Raw genomic sequence first — 23,846 nt, 5'->3', positions numbered from 1 at the left:
CTGTCCGTGAAAAGATATGGCTAATCACAGTGGGAGTGGCCCCAGTGCCCCAATCTCAGATCCGGCCCCAGAATGCGGCAGTGGTGTCGTAGAGGTCCTGGCGTCTGGGACCGTGCATGACGAAGTGGTCGCCGCCGCGCAACTCCGCGTACTCAGCGGCGTCACCCGGGACGTCGAGTTCGTCGTAGAGGGTGAGCGCATCCTCGCGCTGGGAAGTCTGATCTTCGCTCCCCCGGACGACCAGCGTTGGCACGTCGATAGCGTCGGCAGCGTAGGGTGGATTACCGGCACAGCAGTCTTTCGTATCGGCGATAGCGCCCGTCTGTGCGACGTAGGAGTCGTCGTCGAGTCGCTGATTGGAGTCGACGACAGCGCGCCAGACCGCCTCGAACACCGGACCGCCACCCTGCCGCTCTTTGACGACATCGTACTCCTCGACGACGTACGCATCCAGCGTCGTTTCCAGTCCCAGTGCTGCTGCGGCGTCCGCGAAGTCGATTGGCGACTTGTAAACGGGTGCACACTGGACGAACGAGTTCGGTGTGTCGTCGTACTGTTCGAGGAACGACCCCCCGGTCATCGTTCCCCAGGAGACACCGAGCAGGTGGACGCCGTCGGCCTGGTCTGCGACGAAGTCGTAGGCTGCTTTCACGTCGTGGGCTGCATCCTCCGCCCGCACGGGCGGGCCGTTCGCGTCCGCCGGCTCGTCGTACTCGGGGAGCATCTCGCTCTCGCCGTAGCCGCGTACGTCCAGGGCGAACGCGGCCCGCCCGCGGTCCGCAATCGCGTGAAGCCAGGAGTGGGAGGTCCCGTCACCGACTGGCGGAGCAAAGAGTGCCCGCGACGGCGTGAGGCCGCCGTGCAGACAGAGAACCGCCTCGTCGTACGCGTCGGGAGCCACCTCGTAGATTCGCAGTCGCGTCCCGTCGTCTGCCGTTATGTCGTGTCGGTAGAGGTCGGTTGTCTCGCTCATATCTGTACAGTTAACGCTCTACCGGGGTATCCGTGAAGGTTGCCTAGGAAACCGACACCCACCGTTCCCAGTCGGGGAATCGCTCGGTTCGGTCCCAGCCGTGGTCGACGCGACAGACGCCGTCGAGGAGTAGGTTCCCACGGCAACCTCCCCCATTCTTTGGTTTCGGCGCCACAGTAGCGGTATGGCACAACTCAGCGGAAAAGCCGCCGTCGTCACCGGCGGCGCAAGCGGGAACGGACGGGAGATCTGCAAAACGTTCGCGCGAGAAGGGGCTGACGTGGTCGTCGCAGACCTGCGGGAAGAACCGCGACAGGGCGGGACACCGACCCACGAGCTCGTCGCCGATGCGGGCGGGAACGCGACCTTCGTCGAATGTGACGTAAGCAAGCGGTCGGATCTCGTGGCGGCCGTCGACGCCGCCGAGGAGTTCGGTGGCATCGACGTGATGGTCAACAACGCCGGCATCTTTCGCGGTGAGGAGTTTCTCGACGTGCGCGAGGAGGGACTCCAGCAGTTTCTGGACGTGAACGTCAAAGGCGTCTTTTTCGGCGCGCAGGTAGCCGCCGAACGCATGCTCGACTCCGACGGTGGCAGCATCGTCAACATGTCCTCCATCGGGGCCGTTCGCGCACTCGGCGCGTACACCGCCTACGACCTGACGAAAGGCGCAGTGGCATCGACGACCTACTCGCTCGCCGACCGCTTCGGCGGTGAGGGAATCAGAGTCAACTGTATCATGCCGGGTATCATCGGAACGGCGATGACCGAAGACGACGTTCCGATTGTCGGCACCGACCACGGCGAGCAGTACGCGAAAGAAACGATTCCGATGGAGCGCTTTGGCGACCCCGAGGAAGTGGCCGACGCCGCGCTCTATCTGGCCAGCGAGCAGTCCTCCTACGTCAACGGCGAGTCACTGGTCGTCGACGGCGGCGTGACTCACACCGGATAGGCGACGGACGCGCTGGGAACTGTGGGCTTTTCCTCGCGGGGTCACAACGCCCGGTATGGACGCTGCAGTGTTCCGCGGCGAGCGCGACGTTCGTATCGAAGAGCGACCGGATCCCGAAATCGAGATGCCGACCGACGCCGTCGTCCGCATCACCCACACCGCGGTGTGTGGCTCCGACCTCTGGTTTTATCGCGGCCAGCGCGACTACGACGAGGGCGATCCGGTCGGGCACGAGCCGATGGGTATCGTCGAGGAAGTCGGCGAGGACGTGACCAGCGTCCGGCCCGGCGACCGCGTCCTCGCACCCTTTGCCATCAGCTGCGGGGAATGCGAGTTCTGTCGGAAGGGACTGCACACCTCCTGTGCCCACGGCGACACCTGGGCCGGCGAACAGGACGGCGCACAGGGCGAGATGGTCCGTGCGCCACACGCCGACGGAACGCTGGTCCGCGTGCCAGAGCGCTACGCCGACGACGAGGAGGTACTGGAGGCCCTCCTCCCGCTGACTGACGTGATGTGTACCGGTCACCACGCCGCGGTAAGTGCGGGTGTCGAAGCCGGCGATACGGCAGTCGTCGTCGGCGACGGCGCAGTCGGACTCTGTGGCGTTCTCGCGGCCAAACGCCTCGGAGCAGAGCGTGTCATCGCGATGGGTCACCACGAGGACCGACTGGAACTGGCCCGCGAACTTGGGGCGACCGACACCGTCAGCGCCCGTGGGGAGGCGGCAATCGAGGCGGCAACGGACCTCACCAACGGCGGCGCGAATCACGTCATGGAGTGTGTCGGGGCAGCGTCCTCGATGGAGACAGCCGTCGAGGTGGCACGCGACGGCGGCACCGTCGGCTACGTCGGCGTTCCGGAAGGCGTGAGCGACGCGGTGTTTCTCGACACCGCCTTCGGAAAGAACCTCACCATCGCTGGCGGTATCGCACCGGTCCGGGCCTACGTCGATGAGCTGATGGCCGACGTGCTACAGGGGACGCTCGACCCCTCGCCAGTGTTCACGAAAACTGTCGACCTCGACGACGTTCCGGAGGGGTACCGCGCGATGGACGACCGTGAGGCAATCAAGGTGCTCGTGCGAGTCCGAGGTAGAGGGGAATAACCCAAATTTTGGGGAAATTTCATATATTCTCCCATCGTAGCATCACGCATGTCCGACGCAACGCTGGACGACCGTGGCCGCTTGACCCTCCCGAAGGAGTTACGAGAGCGGTACGGCGACCGGTATCACATCGTCGAACTGCACGACGGAATCAAGCTGATTCCAATCGCAGAGGAACCGCTTGAGGCACTCCGCGACGAGTTCGCAGACATCGAGAAGTCGGCCAGCGAACTCCGCGAAGAGGCACGAAGTGAGGCACTTGACGAGGCGGGTCGGTGAATGTACGCGGAAACGGATTTTCTCCTCGCCCTCATCAAAGACGAGGACTGGCTGAGTCGCTCCGCGGAAACCATCTACCGAAAAAATAAATCCGACCTGTGGACTTCACAGTTCACACTCATTGAACTCCTGCTCGTCGCCTATCGTGAAGAGCGTGATACGGAACGCGTCGTGGCAAATGCCGCGAAACTCGTCGAGGTACGTGGCGACGTGGACACAGTCGTTGCGGCGGCGAACTACGTCGAGGACCACGGATTCACACCGTTCGATGCGCTCCACCTTGTCGAATCGAATGAAGATACTATTGTCTCCAGTGACGATAGCTACGAAGGATTCAGTTCGCGGGTGGATCTGAAAGCTGCTGATGAAGAATAGCCCGGCACGATACATATCCACCCACAACAGCCCGAACAGTGGTTGCCAAACCAGTTAGGGCGCATCGATAGGTCGATAGAAACGTAGTAGCAAATATGGCGACGCAGGAGATATCGGCGGACGCGACCGATACGGGAGACCAAGAGACGACAGTGTTGTTCGTCGACGACGAACCCGATTTGCTGGAAGTGTACGAATTGCTGTGTGAGTCCGAATACAACGTGCTCACTGCCGAGGGCGGAGAGGAAGCGCTCGAAACGTTCGGAGAGCACATCGATTTCGCGTTCTTCGACAGGCGAATGCCGAAAATGACCGGTGACGAGGTGATCGAAACGCTACGAGACGAGGGCTACGAGACGCCGATGGGAATCATTTCGGCCGTCGATCCGGAGGAAGAACCGAGCGCTGGGTACGCCTCATACCTCACAAAGCCGATAGATACAGACGATATCCAGGACACAGTGAGCAAACACACGCCGTGAATCCGAACAGTGGCCGCAGAAGGCACTGACTTCTCGCGGTGCTCGGTGAATCACCTGACGAACGCCCGTCGCGTGGCTGAAACGGAGACTCGACACTGCACTGGAGGCACAGCGTCCGCAACCACTAAACGCGGGACAGTCCTGTTTCTCGGTAATGGATTGGACCGAAAAGTACCGGCCATCGACGCTCTCGGAGGTGCGGGGCAACGACAAGGCCCGCGACGCGCTCAAAGAGTGGGCCGAAACGTGGGACAACCACCGCGAGGCGGTCATCATCCACGGCTCTCCCGGCGTCGGGAAGACCTCTGCCGCTCACGCACTCGCCAACGACATGGACTGGCCGCCTATCGAGTTCAACGCCAGTGACACTCGGACGAAAGACGTCATCGAGCAGGTCGCCGGCGAAGCCGCCAAGTCCGGGACGCTCGCCGCCGGTGGCAGCGGCCGACGCGTCGTCATCATGGACGAGGCCGACAACATCCACGGCAACGCCGACCGGGGCGGGTCCCGGGCGGTCACCAGCCTCGTCAAGGAGGCTGGACAGCCGATGATTCTCATCGCCAACGAGTTCTACGATATGTCCAACGGCCTCCGGAACGCCTGTCGGGATATCGAGTTTCGGGACGTGTCCAAACGGTCGATTCTCCCCGTTCTGCGGGATCTCTGTCGAAAGGAAGGTATCGAGTTCGAAGACGCCGCGCTCGAATCCATCGCACAGATGAACAGCGGCGACCTCCGCGGGGCCGTCAAAGACCTCCAGGCCCAGGCCGAGGGAAAAGACCGCCTCACCACCGAAGACGTGGTCAGCGGCGAACGCGACACAACCGAGGGCGTCTTCGACTACCTCGATACGGTCATCAAAACGGCCGGCCCGCAGGAGGCGCTGGAGGCGTCCTACGACGTAGACGAGACGCCGGACGACCTCATCAACTGGATAGAGGACAATATGCCCAAAGACTACGAGGGGCGGGAACTGGCCCGCGCCTACGGCTATCTGGCAAACGCTGACCGGTGGCTCGGTCGGGTGCGTGCAACCCAGAACTACTCCTTCTGGCGCTACGCCGGGGACAACATGACTGCGGGAGTCGCGGCCGCGCGCGACGGCAAAAAGAGTGGTTGGACGCGCTACGGGCCGCCGAGTTACTGGTCGAAACTCGGGCGGACGCGGGGAACCCGGGACAAACGGGACTACATCGCCCAGCAGATTGCAGAGGCGAACGGCGTCTCGATGAGTACGGCCCGCCGTGAAATTATGCCCCACCTCTCGGTGATGACCCACCACTGCAAAAACCGCGAGTTGACCGTCGCGATGGCCGCCCGCTACGAACTCGACGCCGAACACGTCTCCTTTGTCACCGGCAGCGGCAAGGACACCAACAAGGTCCAGTCAATCGTCGAAGACGCACAGCAACTCCGTGAGGAGGCAGCGACCGAGAACACGGGAGGTGCCTTCGAAGGAAGTAGCTCGGGAGCGTCCATCTCCGAGACCGAGAACGAAGCGGATACGGAAGACGGCGACGAGCAAACGGACCAGCAAGTGACGCTCGGGAGCGACACTGCGGAAACCGGCGAAGAAGACGAATCCGGCGACTCGAAGTCAGCAGCGTCCGACGACTCTCAGTCGGGCCTCTCGGATTTCATGTAGGAAATCGCGCGGCCGACAGATCAGTCAGTCATCGGTGCTGTGTGCGCGCTCCTCGGACCCGGTGCCTGTCGTCGCGGTGTCACCGGTCGACGCGGCGGGGCCGCCGCGTTCGACGAACGCCAGCGTCGTCGTCACCGTCAGTGCGGTGAGAATGAGCAGCGCCGCAGCGTGGTGGAGGACCTGCGCGATCACACCGAAGTTGAAAATGGTGTTCGCACCGAGCAGGACCTGCACGGGGAGGACGACGAGCGCGGCGGTCGACGAGTAGCGAATCCAGCGACTCCGGTTCTGTCGCCACGCACTGACGGCGACACCGAGGATGAAGAAGCCGGCAATCATCGCGACGAAGCGGTGGAACCATTCGATAAAGCTGGGCCAGTTCGCCGGGAAGAGCCCGAGCCAGCCGTCACAGAGCGGCCACCGACCGGCACAGGCGAGTCCCGCGCCCATCGCACCGGTGTAGACACCGAGCAGGATGAGCGAGAACGCCAGCCCAGTTGTCACCGCTGCGAGGTGGCGAAACGAGAACTTCATATTCTGACCTCTGGACTGCATCCATATCAACCCCGCCATTCGGCCGTGGCTGACACGAATCGGGAGTTTCGACTGCTAACGAACTCACGTCCGATGGGCTTTTTGTGGCTGCCCGGGACGGAGTTAACATGGGACTTGATGATGACTCACTCGACTATCACCGGGAAGATCCGCCCGGAAAGATAGAGATCTCCACAACAAAACCAACGAACACACAACGGGACCTGAGTCTCGCGTACTCGCCCGGCGTCGCCGCACCGTGTCGGGCCATCCGCGACAACGAGGACGAAGCCTACAGCTACACGGCCAAGGGGAACCTCGTCGGCGTTATCTCGAACGGCTCGGCCGTGCTCGGACTGGGGGATATCGGTCCGTCGGCGTCGAAACCCGTCATGGAGGGGAAGGGGGTCCTCTTCAAGCGGTTCGCCGATATCGACGTCTTCGACATCGAACTCGATCAGGACACCGCCGAGGAGATGGTCACCTCCATCAGCGCGATGGAGCCGACCTTCGGGGGTATCAACCTGGAAGACATCAAGGCGCCGGAGTGTTTCGAGGTCGAGGAGCGACTTCGCGAGGAGATGGACATCCCCGTCTTCCACGACGACCAGCACGGGACCGCCATCATCTCCGGCGCTGCGCTGCTCAACGCCGTCGACATCTCCGAGAAAGAGATCGGTGACCTGGACATCGTCTTCTCCGGTGCGGGTGCGAGTGCAATCGCCACCGCCCGGTTTTACGTCTCGCTCGGTGCCACTCGCGACAACATCACGATGTGTGACTCGAGCGGCATCATCACCGAACAGCGCGCCGAAGACGGCGACGTCAACGAGTTCAAACAGGAGTTCGCCCGCGACGTGCCCGAGGGTGACCTCGCGGACGCGATGGACGGGGCGGACGTGTTCGTCGGCCTCTCGGTCGGCGGTATCGTCGACGAAGACATGGTCCGATCGATGGCCGACAACCCGATTATCTTCGCGATGGCCAACCCAGACCCGGAAATCGACTACGAGAAGGCCAAAAACGCCCGCGACGACACCGTCATCGTGGCCACCGGCCGCTCGGACTACCCGAACCAGGTCAACAACGTGCTGGGCTTCCCCTTCATTTTCCGGGGCGCGCTCGACGCCCGGGCGACCGAAATCAACGAGGAGATGAAAGTCGCTGCCGCCGAAGCGCTGGCGACGCTCTCTCGCGAAGACGTGCCAGACGCCGTCGTCAAGGCGTACGGCGAGCAGCCGCTCCAGTTCGGCTCGGAGTACATCATCCCCAAGCCGCTCGACCCGCGGGTCCTCTTCGAGGTTGCACCCGCGGTTGCACGCGCGGCGATGGAAAGCGGTGCCGCACGGCGGGAGCTTGACCTGGACGAGTACGTCGAGCAACTCGAGGCCCGCCTGGGCAAATCTCGCGAGATGATGCGCGTCGTCCTCAACAAGGCAAAGAGCAACCCGAAGCGCGTCGTGCTCGCGGAGGGCGACGACGAGAAGATGATTCGCGCCGCCTACCAGCTGGTCGACCAGGGTATCGCACAGCCCATCCTCATCGGCGACCGAGAGAAAATCTGGTCCGAGATGGACCGGCTCGGACTGAGTTTCGAGCCCGAAATCGTCGACCCCGAGGAAGCGGGGCTCGACCCCTACGCAGACCGGCTGTACGAACTCCGACAGCGGAAGGGACTCACCCGTCGGGAAGCGGACGAACTTATCCGCGACGGCAACTACCTCGGAAGCGTCATGGTCGAGATGGGCGACGCCGACGCGATGCTGACCGGGCTGATGCACCACTACCCCTCCGCGCTCCGGCCACCACTGCGGGTCGTCGGAACCGCCGAGGACGCCGACTACGCGGCCGGTGTCTACATGCTCACGTTCAAAAATCGCGTCATCTTCTGTGTCGACGCGACGGTCAACCAGGACCCCTCGCGGGAAGTGCTCTCGGAGATTACGAAACACACTGCGGACCTCGCCCGGCGATTCAACGTCGAGCCACGCGCCGCGTTGCTGTCGTACTCTGACTTCGGCAGCGTCGACAACGCCGGTACCCGGAAGGTCCGGAAGGCCGCCGACCGACTGCGGGCAGACCCCGAAGTGGACTTCCCCGTCGACGGGGAGATGCAGGCAGACACCGCAGTCGTCGAGGAGATTATGAACGACACCTACAGTTTCTCGGAACTCGAAGACCCCGCGAACATCCTCGTGTTCCCGAATCTCGAAGCGGGTAACATCGGCTACAAACTCCTCCAGCGCCTCGGCGGTGCAGAAGCTATTGGCCCGATGCTCGTGGGTATGGACGAACCCGTTCACGTCCTCCAGCGCGGTGACGAAGTCAAAGATATCGTCAATCTGGCCGGTGTCGCTGTCGTCGACGCGCAGGAACAGGACTAGGCGACACAACGGCTCATCTACGTATTTACGCGAAGGAAGTAGCCGATTACTGAGTCGTCCGCGGTGGGTTATCCACCGGCGGATGAACGAACAATGCGTCGACGAGCACCACAAGTCCGAACAGGGCACCGCCAGCGATAGCAATCTGGAACGGAATCGCTGTCAGGACGTGCGCGACCAGCGACACCGCAAATCCCAGCGGCAACAGGACCAGCAGGAGGTCGTACCACGATATCCTGTCGACCAGTCCGAGAAGCGGTCGTATCGAACCGTTCCGCCGAGAACTGCGACTTACTGCCATCGTTCGTTCACCTCCTATCTGAAAATAGGGGAAATACTCACTAAAATATTTCGCTCGTGACGTTCAACGAACGTTTCAAACATTTTCTCCACCCATCTACATTGGTATTTCATAAGTTATAGAGTGGTTTTCCCTCGATAAATGAGAGACAGAACGGTCGGAGTGGTGCCCTACTGACGCAGCGACGCCACATCGAACAGAGACTATAGTAACAACTGAAACGGTTTACATACCGACCGCACTGGCCTCGTGCGGTCGTGTGTGCAATGGCTTTCAGTGGCTACTATAGTGGACAATCAGAAACGAAAGCAGGACGAACCGTCCGGAGGAATAGGAGGCGGTGTGCTTCGGTCAGTCGCTCGCGCCGCCGCGGTTCGACCGGGACGGCGGCGGAATGCGTTCGGTTGCGACCGGAGCTTCCGGGAGTACACACCGGTCTGGTTCGTGATTGACGTGGGCGTACTGGTCAGGTGCGTTCGCCAGCGGGTGCGCGGGGTTGCGGTCGCTGGCGATACGCGCCGCACGAACCTGGCCGAAGCCGTGGATGCGAGCACGGATTCCGCGCCAGTGCAGTCCTGTCTTGCTGGGGACAGACACGTCGTGGGGCGATTCGTACTGTGGGCCCGCTGTTGCGAGTACGGAGGCGTTGACGTTCCCGGCGAGCTGGTCGTGGTCGAGAAGGACGCCGACACGCGCGTCTGCCGGTGTTCGCGCGGCGAGCACGTCCAGCCCGAGATGGAGTGCGCGGTACTCCGCGACGTTGTTGTCGGGTGGCTGGTTTGGCACCGAGAGTCGGGCGACGCGCTCACCGTCTCGTGTCTCGATGACGACGCCGAGACCGCCACCGGAATCTCTGAACGAGCCATCTGTGGCGAGATAGAAGTCCCGGTGGTGAGTCCGGGGCGGATGGGCGATGTGTGGCGTCGGCGACTCGTCGAACAGGTCTCGTAGTGACGGCCGGCCGTATGCGGCCATATTCCCTATATGGTGAGGGGGGATTAAATATATTGTCCAGAATCGGACAGCAGTGTTCGACGGCCGGGCAGTAATCAGCGTTTCAGCCGAGGACGTGGACGGTTATCTCGTGTGGCCCGCTGTCGGTCTCCAGGGTCACCGAATCGAGGATTGAGTTCCTGACTGCGTCCCGCCACTCCCGAACAGCGGCTTCGTGATACTCGCGGTGGTGTTCGACGGTGTACTCCGCGTCCGGGTCCGTCCGCAGTTCGTCCTCGGTCTCCGCCGGGCGCGGATACGCTGGCGTGTCGTCTGCGAGCAGTCGCTCTGGGCGGATGTGAATCGCCGCCGGTTCCTGTACCTCGTCGTCCAGACGGACGTGAAGGCGAGCACGCATCCGACCGCTGAACGGAGGCGTCACGCGGAGCACCGCGGTTCGATCACTGGTCCGGTTCGTCTCCGCTGCCGTGACTACGTCCTCGCCGGTGACGGCTATCGATCTGATAGCTCGGGGGGTGTCCGACTCGTTCGGCATACGAGTAGTTCGGTCGCTGCCCCCAAGACGATTCTGCCACACCTTCGGCGGGACATGCAGACACATTGTTACGTTGGCCGATGGTATTTAATCAGTGGACACAGAAGCTCAGTTATATGCAGACCGGGGTCGCTGGTTGGTTGCCGTCGGCACGCAGCGAGAAGCCAGTAACGGTGCGACCGCTGCTCGAGACAATACGCCGCTCCCGGAACGCGGCTGGTGGTGGCTCTCCACCGGACGTATACTGTAGAGGTGGCGTTCACCAGCCCCAAAAATCAGAGGTGATAATGGACGAGACAGATTTAATTATCTCATCGCAGCACTGTTCAACGGTGTCTCAGCGTGGGGGAGACGAACGGGATGGAAAAACCCGGAATGCCAATGACTGACGAACAGACAATTCTGGTTGTCGACGACGAGCGTGACATCGCGGATCTTTACACGACCTGGCTGGAGATGGACCACGAGGTCCGGACAGCCTACGGCGGTGAAGACGCGCTCGACCGAGTCGATGCAGACGTAGATATCGTATTTCTCGACCGTCAGATGCCCGACTATTCGGGCGACGAGGTGCTCGAACGGATCCGGAGCCGGGGTCTCGACTGCCGAGTTGTGATGGTGACGGCCGTCGACCCGGACTTCGACATTGTCGAGATGGGGTTCGACGACTACCTGACCAAGCCAGTGATGCACGAAGACTTGGACGACGCCGTCGAGACGATGCGCGAGCGTGACGGATACGACGATACGCTCCAGGAGTACTTCGCGCTCACCTCGAAGAAAGCGACACTCGAAGCCGAAAAGACTCCCTCGGAACTCCAGCGAAGCGAGGAATACCAGCAGATGGTCGAGCGTGTCGACAAACTCCAAAATGAGGCTGACACGGCCGTCTCCAGTTTCGACGACGACTTTGATTCGCTCTTCCAGGAGTTCCCCGGCGGCGAGTAACGACCGTTTCCCGTCTCCCGCGGCAGGTACCCGCTTTTGCCCCGATTCGTGCTGTCCCCGGCCAAATAGAGTTGCGAACACACCTGACAACGCCGCTCAGTCTGTCTGTTCGGCGGTTTTGACTGTTTGTTCGTGGTCGATTATCCGCCGGTCTGGCAACTTGGTGTCGGGTTCTCGACCCGCGGTGAACAGCCGCTCGGTGAGGGTGAGCTCTTCCGTCGCCGGACTCGGCTTTGCTACCGACTGGAACTGCACTGCTGTCCCCTCCTCGACAACGGCGATACGGACCGCGGCGAGCTGATACGATGGGTAGAACACCGGCGGAAGAATGCCGATGATGCCGTCACGTCGGTGGAGGCGCTTGAGCCACGTTCCAGTGTTGACCAGCACTCCCCCGTCGATTTCCTGGACGCCCGGTCGGTGGGTGTGTCCGTAGCAATAGATCGCCGTCTCCGACTGTTCCGCGAAGACATCTCGAGCGGCTTCTTCGTAGGGCGCCTCGGGGTCGACAGTGAGGGCAGTCTCGAAGAGGCCAAAGCGAGCAATCGTCTTCCGGATATCCCGGCGGATGAAATACAGTGGGATACCCACGAGCAACAGCAAGCCGGCGACGGCGACGTTGATTGCTAGCACGAACCAGATTACCGTCCCAGCTCTGCCGAACTGACCGAGAAACGCCGTCACTCGGTCGACCGGCATCGACCAGATACCAGCCAGGTCGAGTCCCGCAAGCACTGCAAGGAGCACACTAATGTTGAACAACAGAAGGAACGGCACCAGCGAGTACCGGAGGACGGGGTTCATCTCGCGATAAAAGTACTTCGAGAACAGCCAGACCGGCATCCGCTCGGTCGGTGTGACCGCCTGCACGTCTTTCAGCCAGTTGTACTTGCCACGGTCGGATAGCTGGCCCGCCTTGCTTGTCACGAGCGTATTATAGAAGTAACCAAGTGGCGACGCGTGGGGGTTGCCCCAGTCTTCGATTCGGTTATTGGGGTCGTGCTGGTGGCCGTGTTCGAAGTGAACGGCCTGGTCACCGACGGGCCGCGAAATCGATTCGCTCTGCACGAGATTCACGTTGTACTCGGCGAGTCGGTCAACGTATTCGTCGTACGCCGCGAGTTCGTGGTCGTGGTTGCCCGGTAACAGTGTCACCTGAACGTTCTCACCGGTCTTTCGGAGTTGCTCGAACAGGTCCGGGTACGTCTCTTCGAGGACGGCGAACTTCTCCATTCCCTCGACCCTGGTGAACTCCCAGAGTCCGAATGCGTCGCCGTTGATTATCAACTCGGCGTTCTCCTCGGTCGCTTCGAGACGCCGAAGGAACTCGAGGAGTTCGTCGAGGAACTCGATCTCTTCGAGTTGCTCGTCGCCGCCGATGTGCAGGTCGCTGATGACGTAGTACACCCTGTCGTCGGCGTCGTCTGTCACTGTGTCGTTGGACCGGTCTGGACGCTAAAATCGTTGCCGATACAGTCGTTGAGACTCCCCAACAGGACTGTCGCGCTACTGTATCGACGCGCATCGATCATGGCTGTCATCGCTTCCAGAGAGATTCCATAGTGCCACCGCTCACACGAAATTCGCAGTGGTGCGAGAAATGCCCGGGGAGGGCTCCGAACCCTCGATCTCCGCATATCCCAGGTCCGAGGCCGAAACCTCGGTGGAACTGCCGGAGCGGTGCCGCGTGTGTGTGAAACCCTATGAGTGCGGCGCTATGTCCAGCTAAGCCACCCGGGCGCACTCGGTGATTGCAGACTGGCTTTCTTTAACCTTCCCATCTCAGGTCGCCGGACGGCGCGTGTGTCACCGATTCACGCGAGTGCGAGTGGCAGGCCGAACGTGATGAGCAGCCCCATAAGTAGGACGACGAAACCAAAGCCGACCTGCCCCATCGTATACTCGCCCTGTGGTGCTGTACTCCGGAGTGGCGGCTCTCTGTCCGGCGGTGCTGGCGACGCCGGGTCGTACGCTGGGCGCTCCTCGTCGTGGTGGTCGTCTGTCATGGCCGGGAGTTCGTCTGGGGCGTACTTCGGTGTATCGGAGTCCGATTGGTCGGACCCGAAACGGTCAAGCGCGCGTCTCTCGAAGGGAACACACGTGCTCACGAAGCGAATCATCCCCTGTATCGACGTCGACGTCGACGACGAGGGGAACGCGGCAGTCTACACGGGGACGAACTTCGAGGACCTGAAATACACCGGCGACCCCGTCGAGATGGCCAAACGCTACAACGAGGCCGGAGCCGACGAGTTCGTCTTTCTGGATATCACCGCCTCCGCCGAGGGACGCGAGACGATGCTCGACACCGTCTCCGCGGTCGCCGACGAGGTGTTCATCCCGCTCACTGTCGGCGGTGGCATCCGCACGCGCGAGGACATCAAAGAGACACTCCGTGCCGGTGCCGACAAAGTCTCTATCAACACCGGCGCGCTGAAAAATCCCGGCCTCATCGAGGAGGGCGCTCGCGCGTTCGGCAACCAGTGCATCGTTATCTCGGTGGACGCCCGCCGCCGGTTCGACGAGGAGGGCGAGTACTACGCCGAGGTTGACGGCGAGTCGTGCTGGTTCGAATGCACAGTAAAAGGTGGCCGCGAAGGCACCGGGACCGATGTGGTCGCGTGGGCCAAAGAGGCCGAAGAGCGCGGTGCCGGCGAGTTGTTCGTCAACTCCATCGACGCTGACGGCACGAAAGACGGCTACGATATCCCGCTGATGAAGGCCGTCTGTGACGCCGTCTCGACGCCGGTTATCGCTTCCTCTGGCTGTGGTGGGCCCGAAGACGCCTACGAGGTGTTCACCGAGGCCAACGCCGACGCCGCACTCGCAGCCTCTATTTTCCACTTCGACGAGTACTCTATCGAGGAGACCAAGCAGTATCTCCACGAGCGCGGAATTCCGGTTCGGCTGTAGCGCTCCGTGAGGGAGTAGCACGACCGAGCGGTTTTTCGCCCACGTTTTTCGACGAGTGGTAGCGACTGGCAGGAGCTACCCGAGGAGAAAAAGGTGGTAACGCAGTATCTCCACGAGCGCGGAATTCCGGTTCGGCTGTAGCGCTCCGTGTAGTGGTCTGACCGCCTGAACGCCAGTCCTTTGGTCGGTGGGGACCTACGAGAGACTGATGGACTGGCGGTGTGAATGGTGTGGCAAACCTCACGAAGAGAACGACCCTCCATGCGACAACTGTGGGCACGGGACGTTCGAGGAAGCAGTGGTTCGACGGACTGACCTCGCCGACGACGGCGGCCTGGAGTCGACGACGGTCTGGGTCTGCACCGAGTGCGGGCGGACGCACACGAAACACTCGCCGCCGTGTAGCCGGTGTGGGAACCACAAACTCGTCAAAGAAGAACAGCGCGTCGACGACGACGAACTCTCGGTGCCGAGTTACTTCGACCTGGTGACGCCGCGATACGTCCTCGGACTCGTTGTCGTCCTCGCGCTCGCGGGCCTCTTCGTCGGCGGTCTCACCGGCGTCATCGACGTGCCGGGCTTTGGCAACGACGTGCCCGCCGTGGAGAACGTCCCCGGTGAGGCCGACACCGCGGGCAGCATCGACCTCGCAACTGTCGAGTCCGCGTATCTCGACACCGTCAACGAGACGCGAGCAAACGCCAGCGACGACGGCGTCTCACGGAACGAGCGACTCGACGAGGTGGCCGCGTTCACCAATCAGCGACTGATCAAAAGCGAGTACGGCGACGGGTCGCTGCCGACGAGAGACCGCATCGCCGAACTCGTCGGCGACAGCTGTCAGGGCGGGTTCGCCGTCGAAACGTACACACTCCAGAGTAGCGATTACGCGTCAGGAGACACACTCGGCTCGGCCTTCGCCGCAGAACAGTTCGCCGACAGTGAGATTAGCGCCGCGTCGACCACGACCGTCGGCGTGGACACCCACACGGCACCCAACGGGACGGTCTTTCTGACGCAAATCGTCTGTTAGGCCGCTGCCTCGAACGCGTCGCGAAAGCCCTGGGACTTCTCGATGACGCGGTCGGCACCGTCTTCGAGTGCGTCGAGCGCGTCGACGTCCGGTTCCGTCTTGATCGTCAGAATCGGTTCGGTCTGCCCACCCGACTGCTCGGGGTTGACGTCGTAGGTTGCAGCGGTGACGCCCTCCGTCTCCAGCAGCGCCCCTTTCAGGACGTTCATGAAGGTGTGGTCTTCGCCGGCGATCTCGATAGACAGCATCGTGTCCTCTTTCTCGATGACCCGCAGTTCCATACCCAATCGTTCGGCCGTTCGCGCACCTGAACCTTACGGTCGGACCACGTCAGACCACGGCGTAGACCATCAAAAAGAGGAAGTACAGGAGGACGAGCACGCCAAGCGCTTTCAGTCGAAACCGGCGTATCTCCGCCTGTTCGTTCGCGTACGCGTCTTCGAACGCCTCGCGCTGGTCGTCGGTGAGCGCGTCGGGGTGTTCGTGGCCCAGATGCAGCGCGAGCAACTCCTCGTCGGCAAAGGGCGCACCGCAGTGCTCACAGACGGCAGCATCGGGGGCGTCCACGTAGTCGAGGTCCTCCGCGCGCTCGGCCACACCGTCGGCAGTCATGGCGGCGGCACCTCCTGCTGGGCGATAATCCAGAGACTCGTCATCGTGTAGAAGACCATCACCAGAATGAACGGGTACTGGCTGCGGATGGCCTGCAACCGCCCGGGGAAGATGGCGTACGCCGTCCCGTGGGCGACCCAGATGGCAAGCAGATGTCCGAGCAGGATGGTGATCATGCCGACCGTCTCGAACCAGCCCGGCAGCACCAGCAGCGTCACCTCCACCGGCGGTGACAGCGGCGTGGCGGCCACGGCCAGCAACGCAGGGAGGAGCGAGAGGAAGTAACCGAGGTAGTGCGCGAGGTGGTAGCCGGCAGCGATAGCGAGCAACGACGGTGCGAACCGCCGGGCGAGCGTCGCCGCCGTCAGGTACGTGTCGGCAGTGTGCCTGCTCGCACGGGCTGCTCCGTAGAACGCCGCGAGAAAGAGCGCGAAGCCGACCAGGAGCGCGAGCGGATAGAGGGCGACGAGCGGAATTGTGGGTGTCGCTGCGTCGACGATGCCGGCCCAGGCCGGCGTCGCGACGAAGCCGTCGAAGGTCGTCACCCACAGCAACGCGACGACGAAAGCGACTTCGCTCCGAGACGACAGCGAGAGGTCACGTAGCGTTGCGCCGGGCAGGCGAACACCGAGGCCGTCCCCGTCGCGCTGGAGTGGAGCGACGTGGCCGTAGTGGTCGAAGACGCGGGTGACGGGGTCGGCACGAGCGAACCAGGCGGAGCCGAACACCACGGCCCCAGCGAGCGTGACGAGCGTGTAGGCGGCAATGACGCCGACGAGGACGCGTGGCACGTCGGCGATCGGACTCGCCACCTCTATCCAGACGAGGGCGAGTAGCGCGAGCGTGGCGGGCCAGATACCCAACTTCTCGGGGTAGGAGCGGTCGAGCGTCGGGAGCAACGTAGCGACGGTTCGCCACGGGTTCAGCGCCGGCCAGGCGTTCCCCAGGAGGTACGTCGTCATCGTAAAGCCGGCCCACCAGCCGACCCAGACGAAGAGCAAGCCGAAGTTCGCGAGGGGTTGCTGTGGCCCGACAAAGCCGATAACCATCGTTACCGCGAGGAGGACGACACCCACGGTACGAACGAGACTGGCGGCCGCTCGGAGCGCCGTCCCAGAATCAAACAGCGGTCGCGCCCACGACTCGATATCGCGGACGAGTCGGCGGTCAGTGACGAAGCTCGCGAGCAGGAACGAGGCACCAACCGCGGCCCCGCCGGTCGTCAGGACGAGCCACGTCGGAACGGTGACAGTCTGGCGGCCGGCAGAGCCGAGACTGCCGCCGTGAGCGAGGACGGGACCCGAGAATGCGAGAAGGCCGACGATGGTGACGAACGCGGCGCGCGCGCACCGACGGCAACAGCCTGTCATCGGTTGCGGTTCGGTCGGTAGCGCCGAGTATGTTCCGAAGCGAAACAGGGGAGAGCCGAACACGTCAGGGGTCAGAGACGGGTGAAGTTGGGAGGGTTTTTGGTAGTCGGCCAGTAACACGGTGATATGAGTCTCGCAAAGGAAGATTCGTCGGACGACCACGGGGGTCACCACCTGCCCGCCGTCGAGGACTGGCCTCGAGGCTTCGGTGAGGCCAGCTGGTGGCCCTTCGTCGCCGCGCTCGGTGCCAGCGGCATCTACGTCGGTATCGCGCTATTCATTCTCGGCAACGGACAGAACGACGTCGTCAGTCCCGTCGCTGGCCCCGTCGCGATCGTCGTCAGTACCGGGGCGTTCCTGCTCGGCCTGTACGGCTGGCTGTACCACGCGTTCATCGTCAACTTCTGGGAGCACGGAACCGAAGGATACGGCTCTGGCACACTGAAACTCGCTATGCTCTGTTTCCTGGGCAGCGAAATCGCCACCTTCGGTGCCGGCTTCGTCTACTTCTTTTTCATCCGCAGTGGCGCGTGGGTGCTACCCGAGGCCACCCCCAATCTGCTATCCAGTCTCATCCTCATCAACACCTCGATACTCATCCTGAGCAGTATCACGCTGCACTTCGCTCACACTGCACTATTGAAAGACAACCGCAAGCGATTCATCCGCCTGCTCGGCGTTACACTCCTGCTCGGCATTCTCTTCCTCGGCGGCCAGGCCTACGAATACTACGAGTTCCTCATCCACGAGGGCTTTAGCCTCGAAACCGGTGCCTTCGGCTCGGCGTTCTACGGCCTGACCGGTCTGCACGGCCTCCACGTCTCGCTGGGCGCCATTCTGATTGCGATTATCTTCTTCCGCGGGCTGTACGGCCACTACTCCTCGGACAAGCACACCTCCGTCAGCACCGTCTCGATGTACTGGCACTTCGTCGACATCGTCTGGGTGTTCCTCGTCGTCGTGCTCTACGTCGGTGCCGAGATCAGCGTCTGAACGGTCACGTCTCCACGTTTCGTTGTCCACGTATGGAACAGCTCGACATTTCTGAGGGGTTCGATATGCATGATTACCGTCACGGCCTGAAGCTGCTCACCGACGACCGCGAGACGAGGCAGCTTGCGAACCCCGACGACGAGTTCGCCTGTCCGGCCTGTGGAAAGTCCTTCGAGAAACTGTTCGTCTCCGAAAAGCGGACTAACTCGTTTGGCAACCCCGGGACTGCGTTCTGTCTCGCCCGCACCGACGAGAAACTGCTTTTGCTGACTCACTGAGCTACAGTTCGCGCCGTCGTGCGCGCTCGCGTACGTCCACAGCCTGCTCGCGAATCGCGGTCAGTTCCTCCTCGCTTTTGTTGTCGAGGTGACTGTACACCAGTCCCATCCGGTGGTTCGACCGCAAGCGCTCCTCGTTGCGGTCCAGAAAGTCCCAGTAGAGCGTGTTGAACGGGCAAGCATCCTCACCGGTCGTCTTGGTCTTGTAGTACGGGCAGTCGCCACAGTAGTCGCTCATCTTGTCGACGTAGTTCGCGGAGGCAGCGTAGGGTTTCGTCGCAAAGAGGTTCGCGCCGTAGAGTCCCATCTCGACGACGTTCGGCGTCGTTACCCAGTGGAAGGCGTCGACGTAGCCGGCGTGAAACCACCGGTTGAGCTGTGCCGGCTCGACGCCGTAGAGCAGGCCGAAATTCGAGAGTATCATCAGCCGCTCGATGTGGTGGGAGTACCCCCGCCTTCGGACGCCGTCGACGACATCGGAGAGACAGGCCATCTCCGTCTCGCTGGTCCAGTACAATTCGGGGAGGTCCTCGGTCGCCCCGAGCGCGTTGGCAGTCGCCAGCGCCGGCATCTCGCGACGATAGACGTGTCGGAGAAATTCCCGCCACCCCAGCACCTGCCGGACGAATCCCTCGACGCAGTTCAGCGGCGCGCTTCCGTCGCGGTAGGCCTCGACAGCACGCTCGATGACCTCCGCAGGGTGCAGAAGTCCGAGGTTCAGCGAGGTCGAAAGGAGGCTGTGTGCGAGTGCCCACTCGTCTGCGAGCATCGCGTCCTGATAGTCGCCGAAGACCGGGAGCCGATTCGAGACGAAGTCGTCGAGCGCGCGCACAGCCTGCGGACGCGTGACCGGCCAGCGGAACTCCTCGGGGTCGGCCCACGAACCGCCGTAGGGCGGGTCGTCGTATCCGCCGCCGAATCGCTCGCGAACCCACGCCTGGACCTCCCGCGTCGTCTCGTCGGGTTCGAACGCCAGGACCGATGGCGCATCCCATCCCTCCGGCGGCGTTTCGCGGTTCTGGTCGTCGTAGTTCCACTCGCCACCGACCGGTTCGTCATCTGCCATCAGATACCCGGTCTTGCGCCGCATGAACCGGTAGAACTCCTCGTGACGGTAGCTCTCGCGGTCGCTCGCCCACTCGTCGAACGTTTCGGCGTCGCACAGAAAGAGCTCGTTGTCGACGAATTCGATGTCGAGACCCGACACCGACGCCGCCTGGTGGAGCCTGTCGTCGCTCCCGTATGAGGATGGGCGGAGGCAGTGAAGCGTCGCTTCCGGGTGATCGGCGGCGTACTGTTCGAACCCGTCTTCGAACGTCTCGCTCTGGAGGTAGTGGACGGTTCGGCCCTGCTCGCGGAGCCGGTCCCGAACGTGTCGCATCGCGCTGAACACGAGCGTCAGTTTGTGGGGATGGTACGGCAGACGCTCGGCGAACGCCGTCGACTCTATAAGCAAGATATCGTCGTCGGGACGGTCGGCGAGCGGGCCGTGTCTGCGGGACAGTTGGTCGCCGAGGACGAGGACAGTCAGTGCAATCACCTACGGCTCTGTTCGAATGGACCGGATATAGCCGCTGTGCCAACGTAGTTGGCCTGTCAGTCTGCTGTCCGTGATTATCGCAGAAAGAGCCGGTGGAGAGGATTGTGAACCACGGTCGTTCCGCTTCGCTGCACTCCCGGATACAAATCCCTCAACTGCATTCGCTGCTCACGTTCGTTCGCAGCAGAAAGCCGGTGGAGAGGATTGTGAACCACGGTCGTTCCGCTTCGCTGCACTCCCGGATACAAATCCCTCAACTGCATTCGCTGCTCACGTTCGTTCGCAGCAGAAAGCCGGTGGAGAGGATTGTGAACCACGGTCGTTCCGCTTCGCTGCACTCCCGGATACAAATCCCTCAACTGCATTCGCTGCTCACGTTCGTTCGCAGCAGAAAGCCGGTGGAGAGGATTGTGAACCACGGTCGTTCCGCTTCGCTGCACTCCCTGATACAGATCCCTCAACTGCATTCGCTGCTCACGTTCGTTCGCAGCAGAAAGCCGGTGGAGGGCTTACTGAACAAGGGTTCAAAACCTTCTTTGACCTGTAGCCATTAGTAGGTGTATGCCGATAGCCGACTTCGCCCGCGAACTTGAGAGGGTGAGCAAAAATATCGAGGCTTCCGACGACATTCTTGACCGGAACAAAGACCTGATTCTCAACTACAAGCAAGACCGGGTGCTAGACGGGCTAAGCGAAGCAACGCTGTTGCGGAACACGCAACGCCTCAAGAAGGTTGCTGAGCAAGCCGAGAAGCCCTTTGATGAGATGGACAAGCGGGACGTGAAAGGGCTGGTAACGTGGATGCACGAGCAGGATTACACCGACGAAACGGTTGACACCTACAAGTCCGTAATCAAGGCGTTTTGGAGTTGGTTGAAGGACGCCGAACAGGACGAAACCCCGCTGGAAGTGAAGTGGATCAAACTGAGTAACGGCAACGGCAACGGCGATACGCTTCCGAAGGACTTGCTCACGAAAGAGAGTATTGAAGCACAAGCCGACGCCGCGAAAAATCCCCGTGACAAGGCGTTTATCTGGTTGCTGTATGAGACGGGTGCCCGAATTGGGGAGCTGATCGATCTCACCGTTGGGGACATTGAAGACCGCAAGCACGGCAAGAAAGTCGTGATCGACGGGAAGACCGGTGCCCGACGCTTGCCGCTTGTCGAGTCCGTCCCGCACCTGAACAATTGGCTCAACAAGCACCCGAACCCCGAGAAAGACGCCCCCTTGTGGTGCAAGATCCAGCAAGGCGGTCCAACCGAGCACCTGAACCCGCACAACATTGACGACATACGGAGTGTGCACGGGATCGGTCCGTCCCGAGCGGAACAACTGAACGACGCCGGGATTGGGACGGGGACCGATCTGGTTGAGCACTCGGCCGAAGAACTTGCGGACATAGTAAGCGTCAACGTTTCGACGGCTCAGAAATGGCTCAAGCAATTCGATTCCGATGCAACCCTCACGTCTGACATGAAACTCGGCTATCGCTACCTTCGTGAAAAGATCCTCGCAGCAACGATGGAACGGGCTGGAATTGACAAGCCTTCGAATCCGCACCACTACCGGCACTCTCGAGCGTCATACCTTGCCACCGAAATGACGGAAGCGCAACTGTGTGAATGGTTCGGGTGGGTGCAAGGGTCCGACGTGCCCGCAAAGTACGTGCACCTGAGCGGCCGGGACATTGACAACGCCTATGATCAAATGCACGGGCTATACGAACCCGACGAAGAGGAAGAGGAACCCGACGTTGTCGAGTGCCCGCGGTGTGAGGAACTGAACGAACATGACGCCGCTTTCTGTATGCGGTGTGGTTTTGCACTTGATCAAGAGACGGCTGCTGAAATCGAAAAGCAGGTTGAGAACGATATTAAGCAGGATTACCGCGATACCGACCCTGAAGACACTGAGACACAAGAAATGATAGAAGCTTTTGACGCAGCGCTTGAAGACAACCCCGAGTTCAAAGCGTTGCTTGCTGAAAAGTTGGGTGGAGAATGACTATTTGGCTCTTGTTGAAACCCTCAGAAATTGATGAATTTCAACAGGAGTGCTGCATACACAACGCATAATCACCTCATTCCGAAAGTGTTCAGGAACCAGTGGCGAGTGCTCAATATAGGGCGGTCACATACCACGACGAGCGTGGGCTTCTCTGAAATCCATCAGAAGACCAGTGAAACATGCAGAGCGTAAATCAGGTACAACTGCCAGCGGGGCCCCCGGTGGACGTACCTGCCCACAATATACAGTGTTATATTACGTCCATGCTCGCTAGATGCGCGATTGAACGCTCAAGACGCCACTTCCGATCTTCAACATCCTCATATTCGCTATACCTCCAACTCTCACCAGGCGCAGATTGATGGATTAACGGCACCACATAGGTCTCGTCGGATAACTCATAGAGAGCCCCATGGACTGTCGTGACGGTTCCATCGATGTTATCGGGCTCGTGCTCGAAGTCCGAGAACGCCCTAGACACGTACTCAGCGTCATCTCTGAAAGCCTCCCAGACCGGACCCCCCAAGCCGAATATGACACTCACGCCACTAGCCTCTATTTCTTCCCGCAGCAATGCCGAATAAAACGGGTCAGCCGAATCATCCAGCGGCGCTCCACCGCACCCTATCGGCGTCGGCAGTTTGAAAAGATTCGTGAAATAAAACTCATTCAAAAAAGGCGGTAGCTCATTGCCACCCGGAATGAAATAATCTCCTTTCTCATCGTAGTTATTCACCGGGATGCTACCATGCTCCTCCAAGGGCTCGAACAGCAGCCCGGTGTAAGCGCTCCAACTGTCACCATCGTTTACTGCATCGCCACCGAGCCAGCCTCCCCAGTTTGGCCCAGTGATCCGTCCGATTGCTGTTGCTGTCTGCTCGTTGAGACTATCCAACTGGCCAAACTCGTCTTGGGGGGTTCCCTCAAGATCGTCCCGTCGAAGCTCATCAAGTGAGTACCGTGGATTCCGACCCACGATGGCTATGTCCTGCTCGCGGTATGGACCGACCCGGTAGAGTGTGTGCAGGGACAAGTTGGTCAGTGGCTTTTTCAACTCCGCCTCATGTTCCGTACTGGGGTCCGCCCCGGTTGAGAATGGATACTTATCCTCGTTGTCGCCTTCCTTGACGAGCTTTGGGTGGGTGAACCAGTCGTATGGGGTGTCGATGTCATTGTCTCGAAGAGCTTCGAGATACCGACCCCAGTGGCATTGGATGACCTGGTCGAACGTGCTGGCCATGGGAACTCATCTGACGATGATAACTAAACTGTGTGGATTCGCGTCCTCTATCTTGCACGCCCTGATGAAATGGCTGTAAACCGACATAAGTCCCACTGACCAGTAGGCGCACTCATAACTTTCTGTGCGCACACGCGAACTATTGTCACCTCCATTTGTTCAACTGGTGTCTGCTTCTGGAAAGTTGATCGCTAGTAGTGACCACCCCAAAACCGGTATTACTATGCGCAAGCAATCGGTCCCTACAGCCAGCCACTGGTTTGAGTAGCAGCCGCAAAAAACAGCGATTTTTAACGATTCGTTTTTCTATACTTTGAAGGAGGAAGCCCACGCTGGCTTGGGGTTAACATATTCTGTTCTAAAAAAGCATCAGACATAAATACT

25 protein-coding genes and 1 tRNA gene are annotated in these 23,846 nt (G+C 61.1%); 13 read left to right on the top strand and 13 right to left on the bottom strand.

Features of this window, described 5'->3' with window-relative positions; genetic code table 11:
- Positions 1-55: 55 nt before the first annotated feature.
- Positions 56-973: an alpha/beta hydrolase gene (locus tag WDJ60_RS02690; RefSeq protein WP_340098315.1), complete on the bottom strand. Its 918-nt coding sequence runs from the start codon at positions 971-973 to the stop codon at positions 56-58.
- Between the two features lie 184 nt (positions 974-1,157).
- On the opposite strand from WDJ60_RS02690, the gene WDJ60_RS02685 reads away from it, so the two are divergent.
- From WDJ60_RS02685 to WDJ60_RS02660, 6 genes are all read left to right on the top strand, one after another.
- The gene (locus WDJ60_RS02685; RefSeq protein WP_340098314.1) at positions 1,158-1,928 is read left to right on the top strand and encodes an SDR family oxidoreductase; all 771 of its coding nucleotides are present in this window, start codon (positions 1,158-1,160) and stop codon (positions 1,926-1,928) included.
- A 55-nt stretch (positions 1,929-1,983) separates the two neighbouring features.
- The gene (locus WDJ60_RS02680; protein WP_340098313.1) at positions 1,984-3,036 is read left to right on the top strand and encodes a zinc-dependent alcohol dehydrogenase family protein; all 1,053 of its coding nucleotides are present in this window, start codon (positions 1,984-1,986) and stop codon (positions 3,034-3,036) included.
- Positions 3,037-3,084: 48 nt separating this feature from the next.
- Positions 3,085-3,315, top strand: coding sequence for an AbrB/MazE/SpoVT family DNA-binding domain-containing protein (locus WDJ60_RS02675; RefSeq protein WP_340098312.1), 231 nt, complete (start codon positions 3,085-3,087; stop codon positions 3,313-3,315).
- Entirely contained in the window at positions 3,316-3,690 is a 375-nt protein-coding gene (locus tag WDJ60_RS02670) for a PIN domain-containing protein (protein ID WP_340098311.1), read from the top strand. It begins immediately after the preceding gene.
- 95 nt (positions 3,691-3,785) lie between these two features.
- A complete protein-coding gene (locus tag WDJ60_RS02665; protein WP_340098310.1) occupies positions 3,786-4,172 on the top strand; it encodes a response regulator transcription factor in 387 nt (128 codons plus the stop codon).
- Positions 4,173-4,326: 154 nt separating this feature from the next.
- Entirely contained in the window at positions 4,327-5,817 is a 1,491-nt protein-coding gene (locus WDJ60_RS02660; protein WP_340098309.1) for a replication factor C large subunit, read from the top strand.
- Between the two features lie 24 nt (positions 5,818-5,841).
- Here the strand turns inward: WDJ60_RS02660 and WDJ60_RS02655 are convergent, their stop codons facing one another.
- Positions 5,842-6,351 carry a COX15/CtaA family protein gene (locus WDJ60_RS02655; RefSeq protein WP_340098308.1) on the bottom strand — a complete coding sequence of 170 codons (510 nt, stop codon included), beginning with the start codon at positions 6,349-6,351 and terminating at the stop codon, positions 5,842-5,844.
- Between the two features lie 128 nt (positions 6,352-6,479).
- On the opposite strand from WDJ60_RS02655, the gene WDJ60_RS02650 reads away from it, so the two are divergent.
- Positions 6,480-8,735 (top strand): NADP-dependent malic enzyme, encoded by a 2,256-nt coding sequence (locus WDJ60_RS02650; protein WP_340098307.1) that lies wholly within the window; start codon positions 6,480-6,482, stop codon positions 8,733-8,735.
- Positions 8,736-8,781: 46 nt separating this feature from the next.
- Here WDJ60_RS02650 and WDJ60_RS02645 read toward each other — a convergent pair whose 3' ends face one another.
- The 3 genes from WDJ60_RS02645 to WDJ60_RS02635 form a co-directional block, all read right to left on the bottom strand.
- Positions 8,782-9,036 carry a DUF8015 family protein gene (locus WDJ60_RS02645; protein WP_340098306.1) on the bottom strand — a complete coding sequence of 85 codons (255 nt, stop codon included), beginning with the start codon at positions 9,034-9,036 and terminating at the stop codon, positions 8,782-8,784.
- Between the two features lie 351 nt (positions 9,037-9,387).
- Positions 9,388-10,011: a ribonuclease H family protein gene (locus tag WDJ60_RS02640; RefSeq protein ID WP_340098305.1), complete on the bottom strand. Its 624-nt coding sequence runs from the start codon at positions 10,009-10,011 to the stop codon at positions 9,388-9,390.
- 82 nt (positions 10,012-10,093) lie between these two features.
- Positions 10,094-10,525 (bottom strand): DUF8009 family protein, encoded by a 432-nt coding sequence (locus tag WDJ60_RS02635; protein WP_340098304.1) that lies wholly within the window; start codon positions 10,523-10,525, stop codon positions 10,094-10,096.
- A 381-nt stretch (positions 10,526-10,906) separates the two neighbouring features.
- Here WDJ60_RS02635 and WDJ60_RS02630 point away from each other — a divergent pair, with 381 nt between their 5' ends.
- Positions 10,907-11,473, top strand: a complete 567-nt coding sequence (locus WDJ60_RS02630; protein WP_417750423.1) for a HalX domain-containing protein — start codon at positions 10,907-10,909, stop codon at positions 11,471-11,473.
- Between the two features lie 96 nt (positions 11,474-11,569).
- Here the strand turns inward: WDJ60_RS02630 and WDJ60_RS02625 are convergent, their stop codons facing one another.
- The 3 genes from WDJ60_RS02625 to WDJ60_RS02615 all read right to left on the bottom strand — a co-directional run bounded on the left by WDJ60_RS02625 (position 11,570) and on the right by WDJ60_RS02615 (position 13,479).
- Positions 11,570-12,904 (bottom strand): metallophosphoesterase, encoded by a 1,335-nt coding sequence (locus tag WDJ60_RS02625; protein ID WP_340098303.1) that lies wholly within the window; start codon positions 12,902-12,904, stop codon positions 11,570-11,572.
- Between the two features lie 170 nt (positions 12,905-13,074).
- Positions 13,075-13,213: transfer RNA gene (locus tag WDJ60_RS02620), tRNA-Met, on the bottom strand.
- Between the two features lie 74 nt (positions 13,214-13,287).
- A complete protein-coding gene (locus WDJ60_RS02615) occupies positions 13,288-13,479 on the bottom strand; it encodes a DUF7550 family protein (RefSeq protein WP_340098301.1) in 192 nt (63 codons plus the stop codon).
- A gap of 94 nt (positions 13,480-13,573) precedes the next feature.
- Between WDJ60_RS02615 and hisF the strand changes: the two genes are divergently transcribed.
- Together hisF and WDJ60_RS02605 are read left to right on the top strand one after the other, a co-directional pair.
- Positions 13,574-14,386: an imidazole glycerol phosphate synthase subunit HisF gene (hisF, locus tag WDJ60_RS02610; RefSeq protein ID WP_340098299.1), complete on the top strand. Its 813-nt coding sequence runs from the start codon at positions 13,574-13,576 to the stop codon at positions 14,384-14,386.
- Positions 14,387-14,594: 208 nt separating this feature from the next.
- Positions 14,595-15,419, top strand: coding sequence for a hypothetical protein (locus tag WDJ60_RS02605; RefSeq protein WP_340098298.1), 825 nt, complete (start codon positions 14,595-14,597; stop codon positions 15,417-15,419).
- Here WDJ60_RS02605 and WDJ60_RS02600 read toward each other — a convergent pair.
- From WDJ60_RS02600 to WDJ60_RS02590, 3 genes are read right to left on the bottom strand one after another with little or no spacing between them, the layout of a single operon-like run.
- A complete protein-coding gene (locus tag WDJ60_RS02600; protein WP_340098297.1) occupies positions 15,416-15,700 on the bottom strand; it encodes a DNA-directed RNA polymerase subunit L in 285 nt (94 codons plus the stop codon). The two genes, WDJ60_RS02605 and WDJ60_RS02600, sit on opposite strands and share 4 nt — an antisense overlap.
- 49 nt (positions 15,701-15,749) lie before the next feature.
- Positions 15,750-16,031, bottom strand: a complete 282-nt coding sequence (locus WDJ60_RS02595; RefSeq protein WP_340098296.1) for a C2H2-type zinc finger protein — start codon at positions 16,029-16,031, stop codon at positions 15,750-15,752.
- Positions 16,028-17,401 (bottom strand): hypothetical protein, encoded by a 1,374-nt coding sequence (locus WDJ60_RS02590; protein ID WP_340098295.1) that lies wholly within the window; start codon positions 17,399-17,401, stop codon positions 16,028-16,030. The genes WDJ60_RS02595 and WDJ60_RS02590 overlap by 4 nt, the downstream gene beginning before the upstream one ends.
- Before the next feature lie 126 nt (positions 17,402-17,527).
- Here WDJ60_RS02590 and WDJ60_RS02585 point away from each other — a divergent pair, with 126 nt between their 5' ends.
- Both WDJ60_RS02585 and WDJ60_RS02580 read left to right on the top strand, forming a co-directional pair.
- Positions 17,528-18,394 carry a cytochrome c oxidase subunit 3 gene (locus tag WDJ60_RS02585; RefSeq protein WP_340098294.1) on the top strand — a complete coding sequence of 289 codons (867 nt, stop codon included), beginning with the start codon at positions 17,528-17,530 and terminating at the stop codon, positions 18,392-18,394.
- Positions 18,395-18,426: 32 nt separating this feature from the next.
- The gene (locus tag WDJ60_RS02580; RefSeq protein ID WP_340098293.1) at positions 18,427-18,672 is read left to right on the top strand and encodes a DUF7385 family protein; all 246 of its coding nucleotides are present in this window, start codon (positions 18,427-18,429) and stop codon (positions 18,670-18,672) included.
- A 1-nt stretch (position 18,673) separates the two neighbouring features.
- Here the strand turns inward: WDJ60_RS02580 and WDJ60_RS02575 are convergent, their stop codons facing one another.
- Complete coding sequence (locus tag WDJ60_RS02575; RefSeq protein ID WP_340098359.1) at positions 18,674-20,203, bottom strand: cryptochrome/photolyase family protein; 1,530 nt, start codon at positions 20,201-20,203, stop codon at positions 18,674-18,676.
- Between the two features lie 570 nt (positions 20,204-20,773).
- Here WDJ60_RS02575 and WDJ60_RS02570 point away from each other — a divergent pair.
- A complete protein-coding gene (locus WDJ60_RS02570) occupies positions 20,774-22,219 on the top strand; it encodes a tyrosine-type recombinase/integrase (protein WP_340098292.1) in 1,446 nt (481 codons plus the stop codon).
- Between the two features lie 253 nt (positions 22,220-22,472).
- Here WDJ60_RS02570 and WDJ60_RS02565 read toward each other — a convergent pair whose 3' ends face one another.
- The gene (locus tag WDJ60_RS02565; RefSeq protein ID WP_340098291.1) at positions 22,473-23,462 is read right to left on the bottom strand and encodes a hypothetical protein; all 990 of its coding nucleotides are present in this window, start codon (positions 23,460-23,462) and stop codon (positions 22,473-22,475) included.
- Positions 23,463-23,846 lie beyond the last annotated feature (384 nt).

Source organism: Salinibaculum salinum (genome assembly GCF_037645885.1).
Lineage (GTDB): Archaea > Halobacteriota > Halobacteria > Halobacteriales > Haloarculaceae > Salinibaculum > Salinibaculum salinum.
Note: the sequence above shows the minus strand (reverse complement) of the source record. Positions and strands in the feature narration are given on the sequence as shown.

Coding starts and splice junctions, on each gene's coding strand:
- WDJ60_RS02650 (WP_340098307.1), top strand. CDS start 6,480: ATGGGACTTGATGATGACTCACTCGACTATCACCGGGAAGATCCGCCC.
- WDJ60_RS02615 (WP_340098301.1), bottom strand. CDS start 13,479: ATGACAGACGACCACCACGACGAGGAGCGCCCAGCGTACGACCCGGCG.
- WDJ60_RS02635 (WP_340098304.1), bottom strand. CDS start 10,525: ATGCCGAACGAGTCGGACACCCCCCGAGCTATCAGATCGATAGCCGTC.
- WDJ60_RS02680 (WP_340098313.1), top strand. CDS start 1,984: ATGGACGCTGCAGTGTTCCGCGGCGAGCGCGACGTTCGTATCGAAGAG.
- WDJ60_RS02590 (WP_340098295.1), bottom strand. CDS start 17,401: ATGACAGGCTGTTGCCGTCGGTGCGCGCGCGCCGCGTTCGTCACCATC.
- WDJ60_RS02595 (WP_340098296.1), bottom strand. CDS start 16,031: ATGACTGCCGACGGTGTGGCCGAGCGCGCGGAGGACCTCGACTACGTG.
- WDJ60_RS02690 (WP_340098315.1), bottom strand. CDS start 973: ATGAGCGAGACAACCGACCTCTACCGACACGACATAACGGCAGACGAC.
- WDJ60_RS02630 (WP_417750423.1), top strand. CDS start 10,907: ATGACTGACGAACAGACAATTCTGGTTGTCGACGACGAGCGTGACATC.
- WDJ60_RS02585 (WP_340098294.1), top strand. CDS start 17,528: ATGAGTCTCGCAAAGGAAGATTCGTCGGACGACCACGGGGGTCACCAC.
- WDJ60_RS02685 (WP_340098314.1), top strand. CDS start 1,158: ATGGCACAACTCAGCGGAAAAGCCGCCGTCGTCACCGGCGGCGCAAGC.
- WDJ60_RS02660 (WP_340098309.1), top strand. CDS start 4,327: ATGGATTGGACCGAAAAGTACCGGCCATCGACGCTCTCGGAGGTGCGG.
- WDJ60_RS02665 (WP_340098310.1), top strand. CDS start 3,786: ATGGCGACGCAGGAGATATCGGCGGACGCGACCGATACGGGAGACCAA.
- WDJ60_RS02645 (WP_340098306.1), bottom strand. CDS start 9,036: ATGGCAGTAAGTCGCAGTTCTCGGCGGAACGGTTCGATACGACCGCTT.
- WDJ60_RS02600 (WP_340098297.1), bottom strand. CDS start 15,700: ATGGAACTGCGGGTCATCGAGAAAGAGGACACGATGCTGTCTATCGAG.
- WDJ60_RS02655 (WP_340098308.1), bottom strand. CDS start 6,351: ATGAAGTTCTCGTTTCGCCACCTCGCAGCGGTGACAACTGGGCTGGCG.
- WDJ60_RS02605 (WP_340098298.1), top strand. CDS start 14,595: ATGGACTGGCGGTGTGAATGGTGTGGCAAACCTCACGAAGAGAACGAC.
- WDJ60_RS02670 (WP_340098311.1), top strand. CDS start 3,316: ATGTACGCGGAAACGGATTTTCTCCTCGCCCTCATCAAAGACGAGGAC.
- WDJ60_RS02675 (WP_340098312.1), top strand. CDS start 3,085: ATGTCCGACGCAACGCTGGACGACCGTGGCCGCTTGACCCTCCCGAAG.
- WDJ60_RS02565 (WP_340098291.1), bottom strand. CDS start 23,462: ATGGCCAGCACGTTCGACCAGGTCATCCAATGCCACTGGGGTCGGTAT.
- WDJ60_RS02580 (WP_340098293.1), top strand. CDS start 18,427: ATGGAACAGCTCGACATTTCTGAGGGGTTCGATATGCATGATTACCGT.
- WDJ60_RS02640 (WP_340098305.1), bottom strand. CDS start 10,011: ATGGCCGCATACGGCCGGCCGTCACTACGAGACCTGTTCGACGAGTCG.
- WDJ60_RS02570 (WP_340098292.1), top strand. CDS start 20,774: ATGCCGATAGCCGACTTCGCCCGCGAACTTGAGAGGGTGAGCAAAAAT.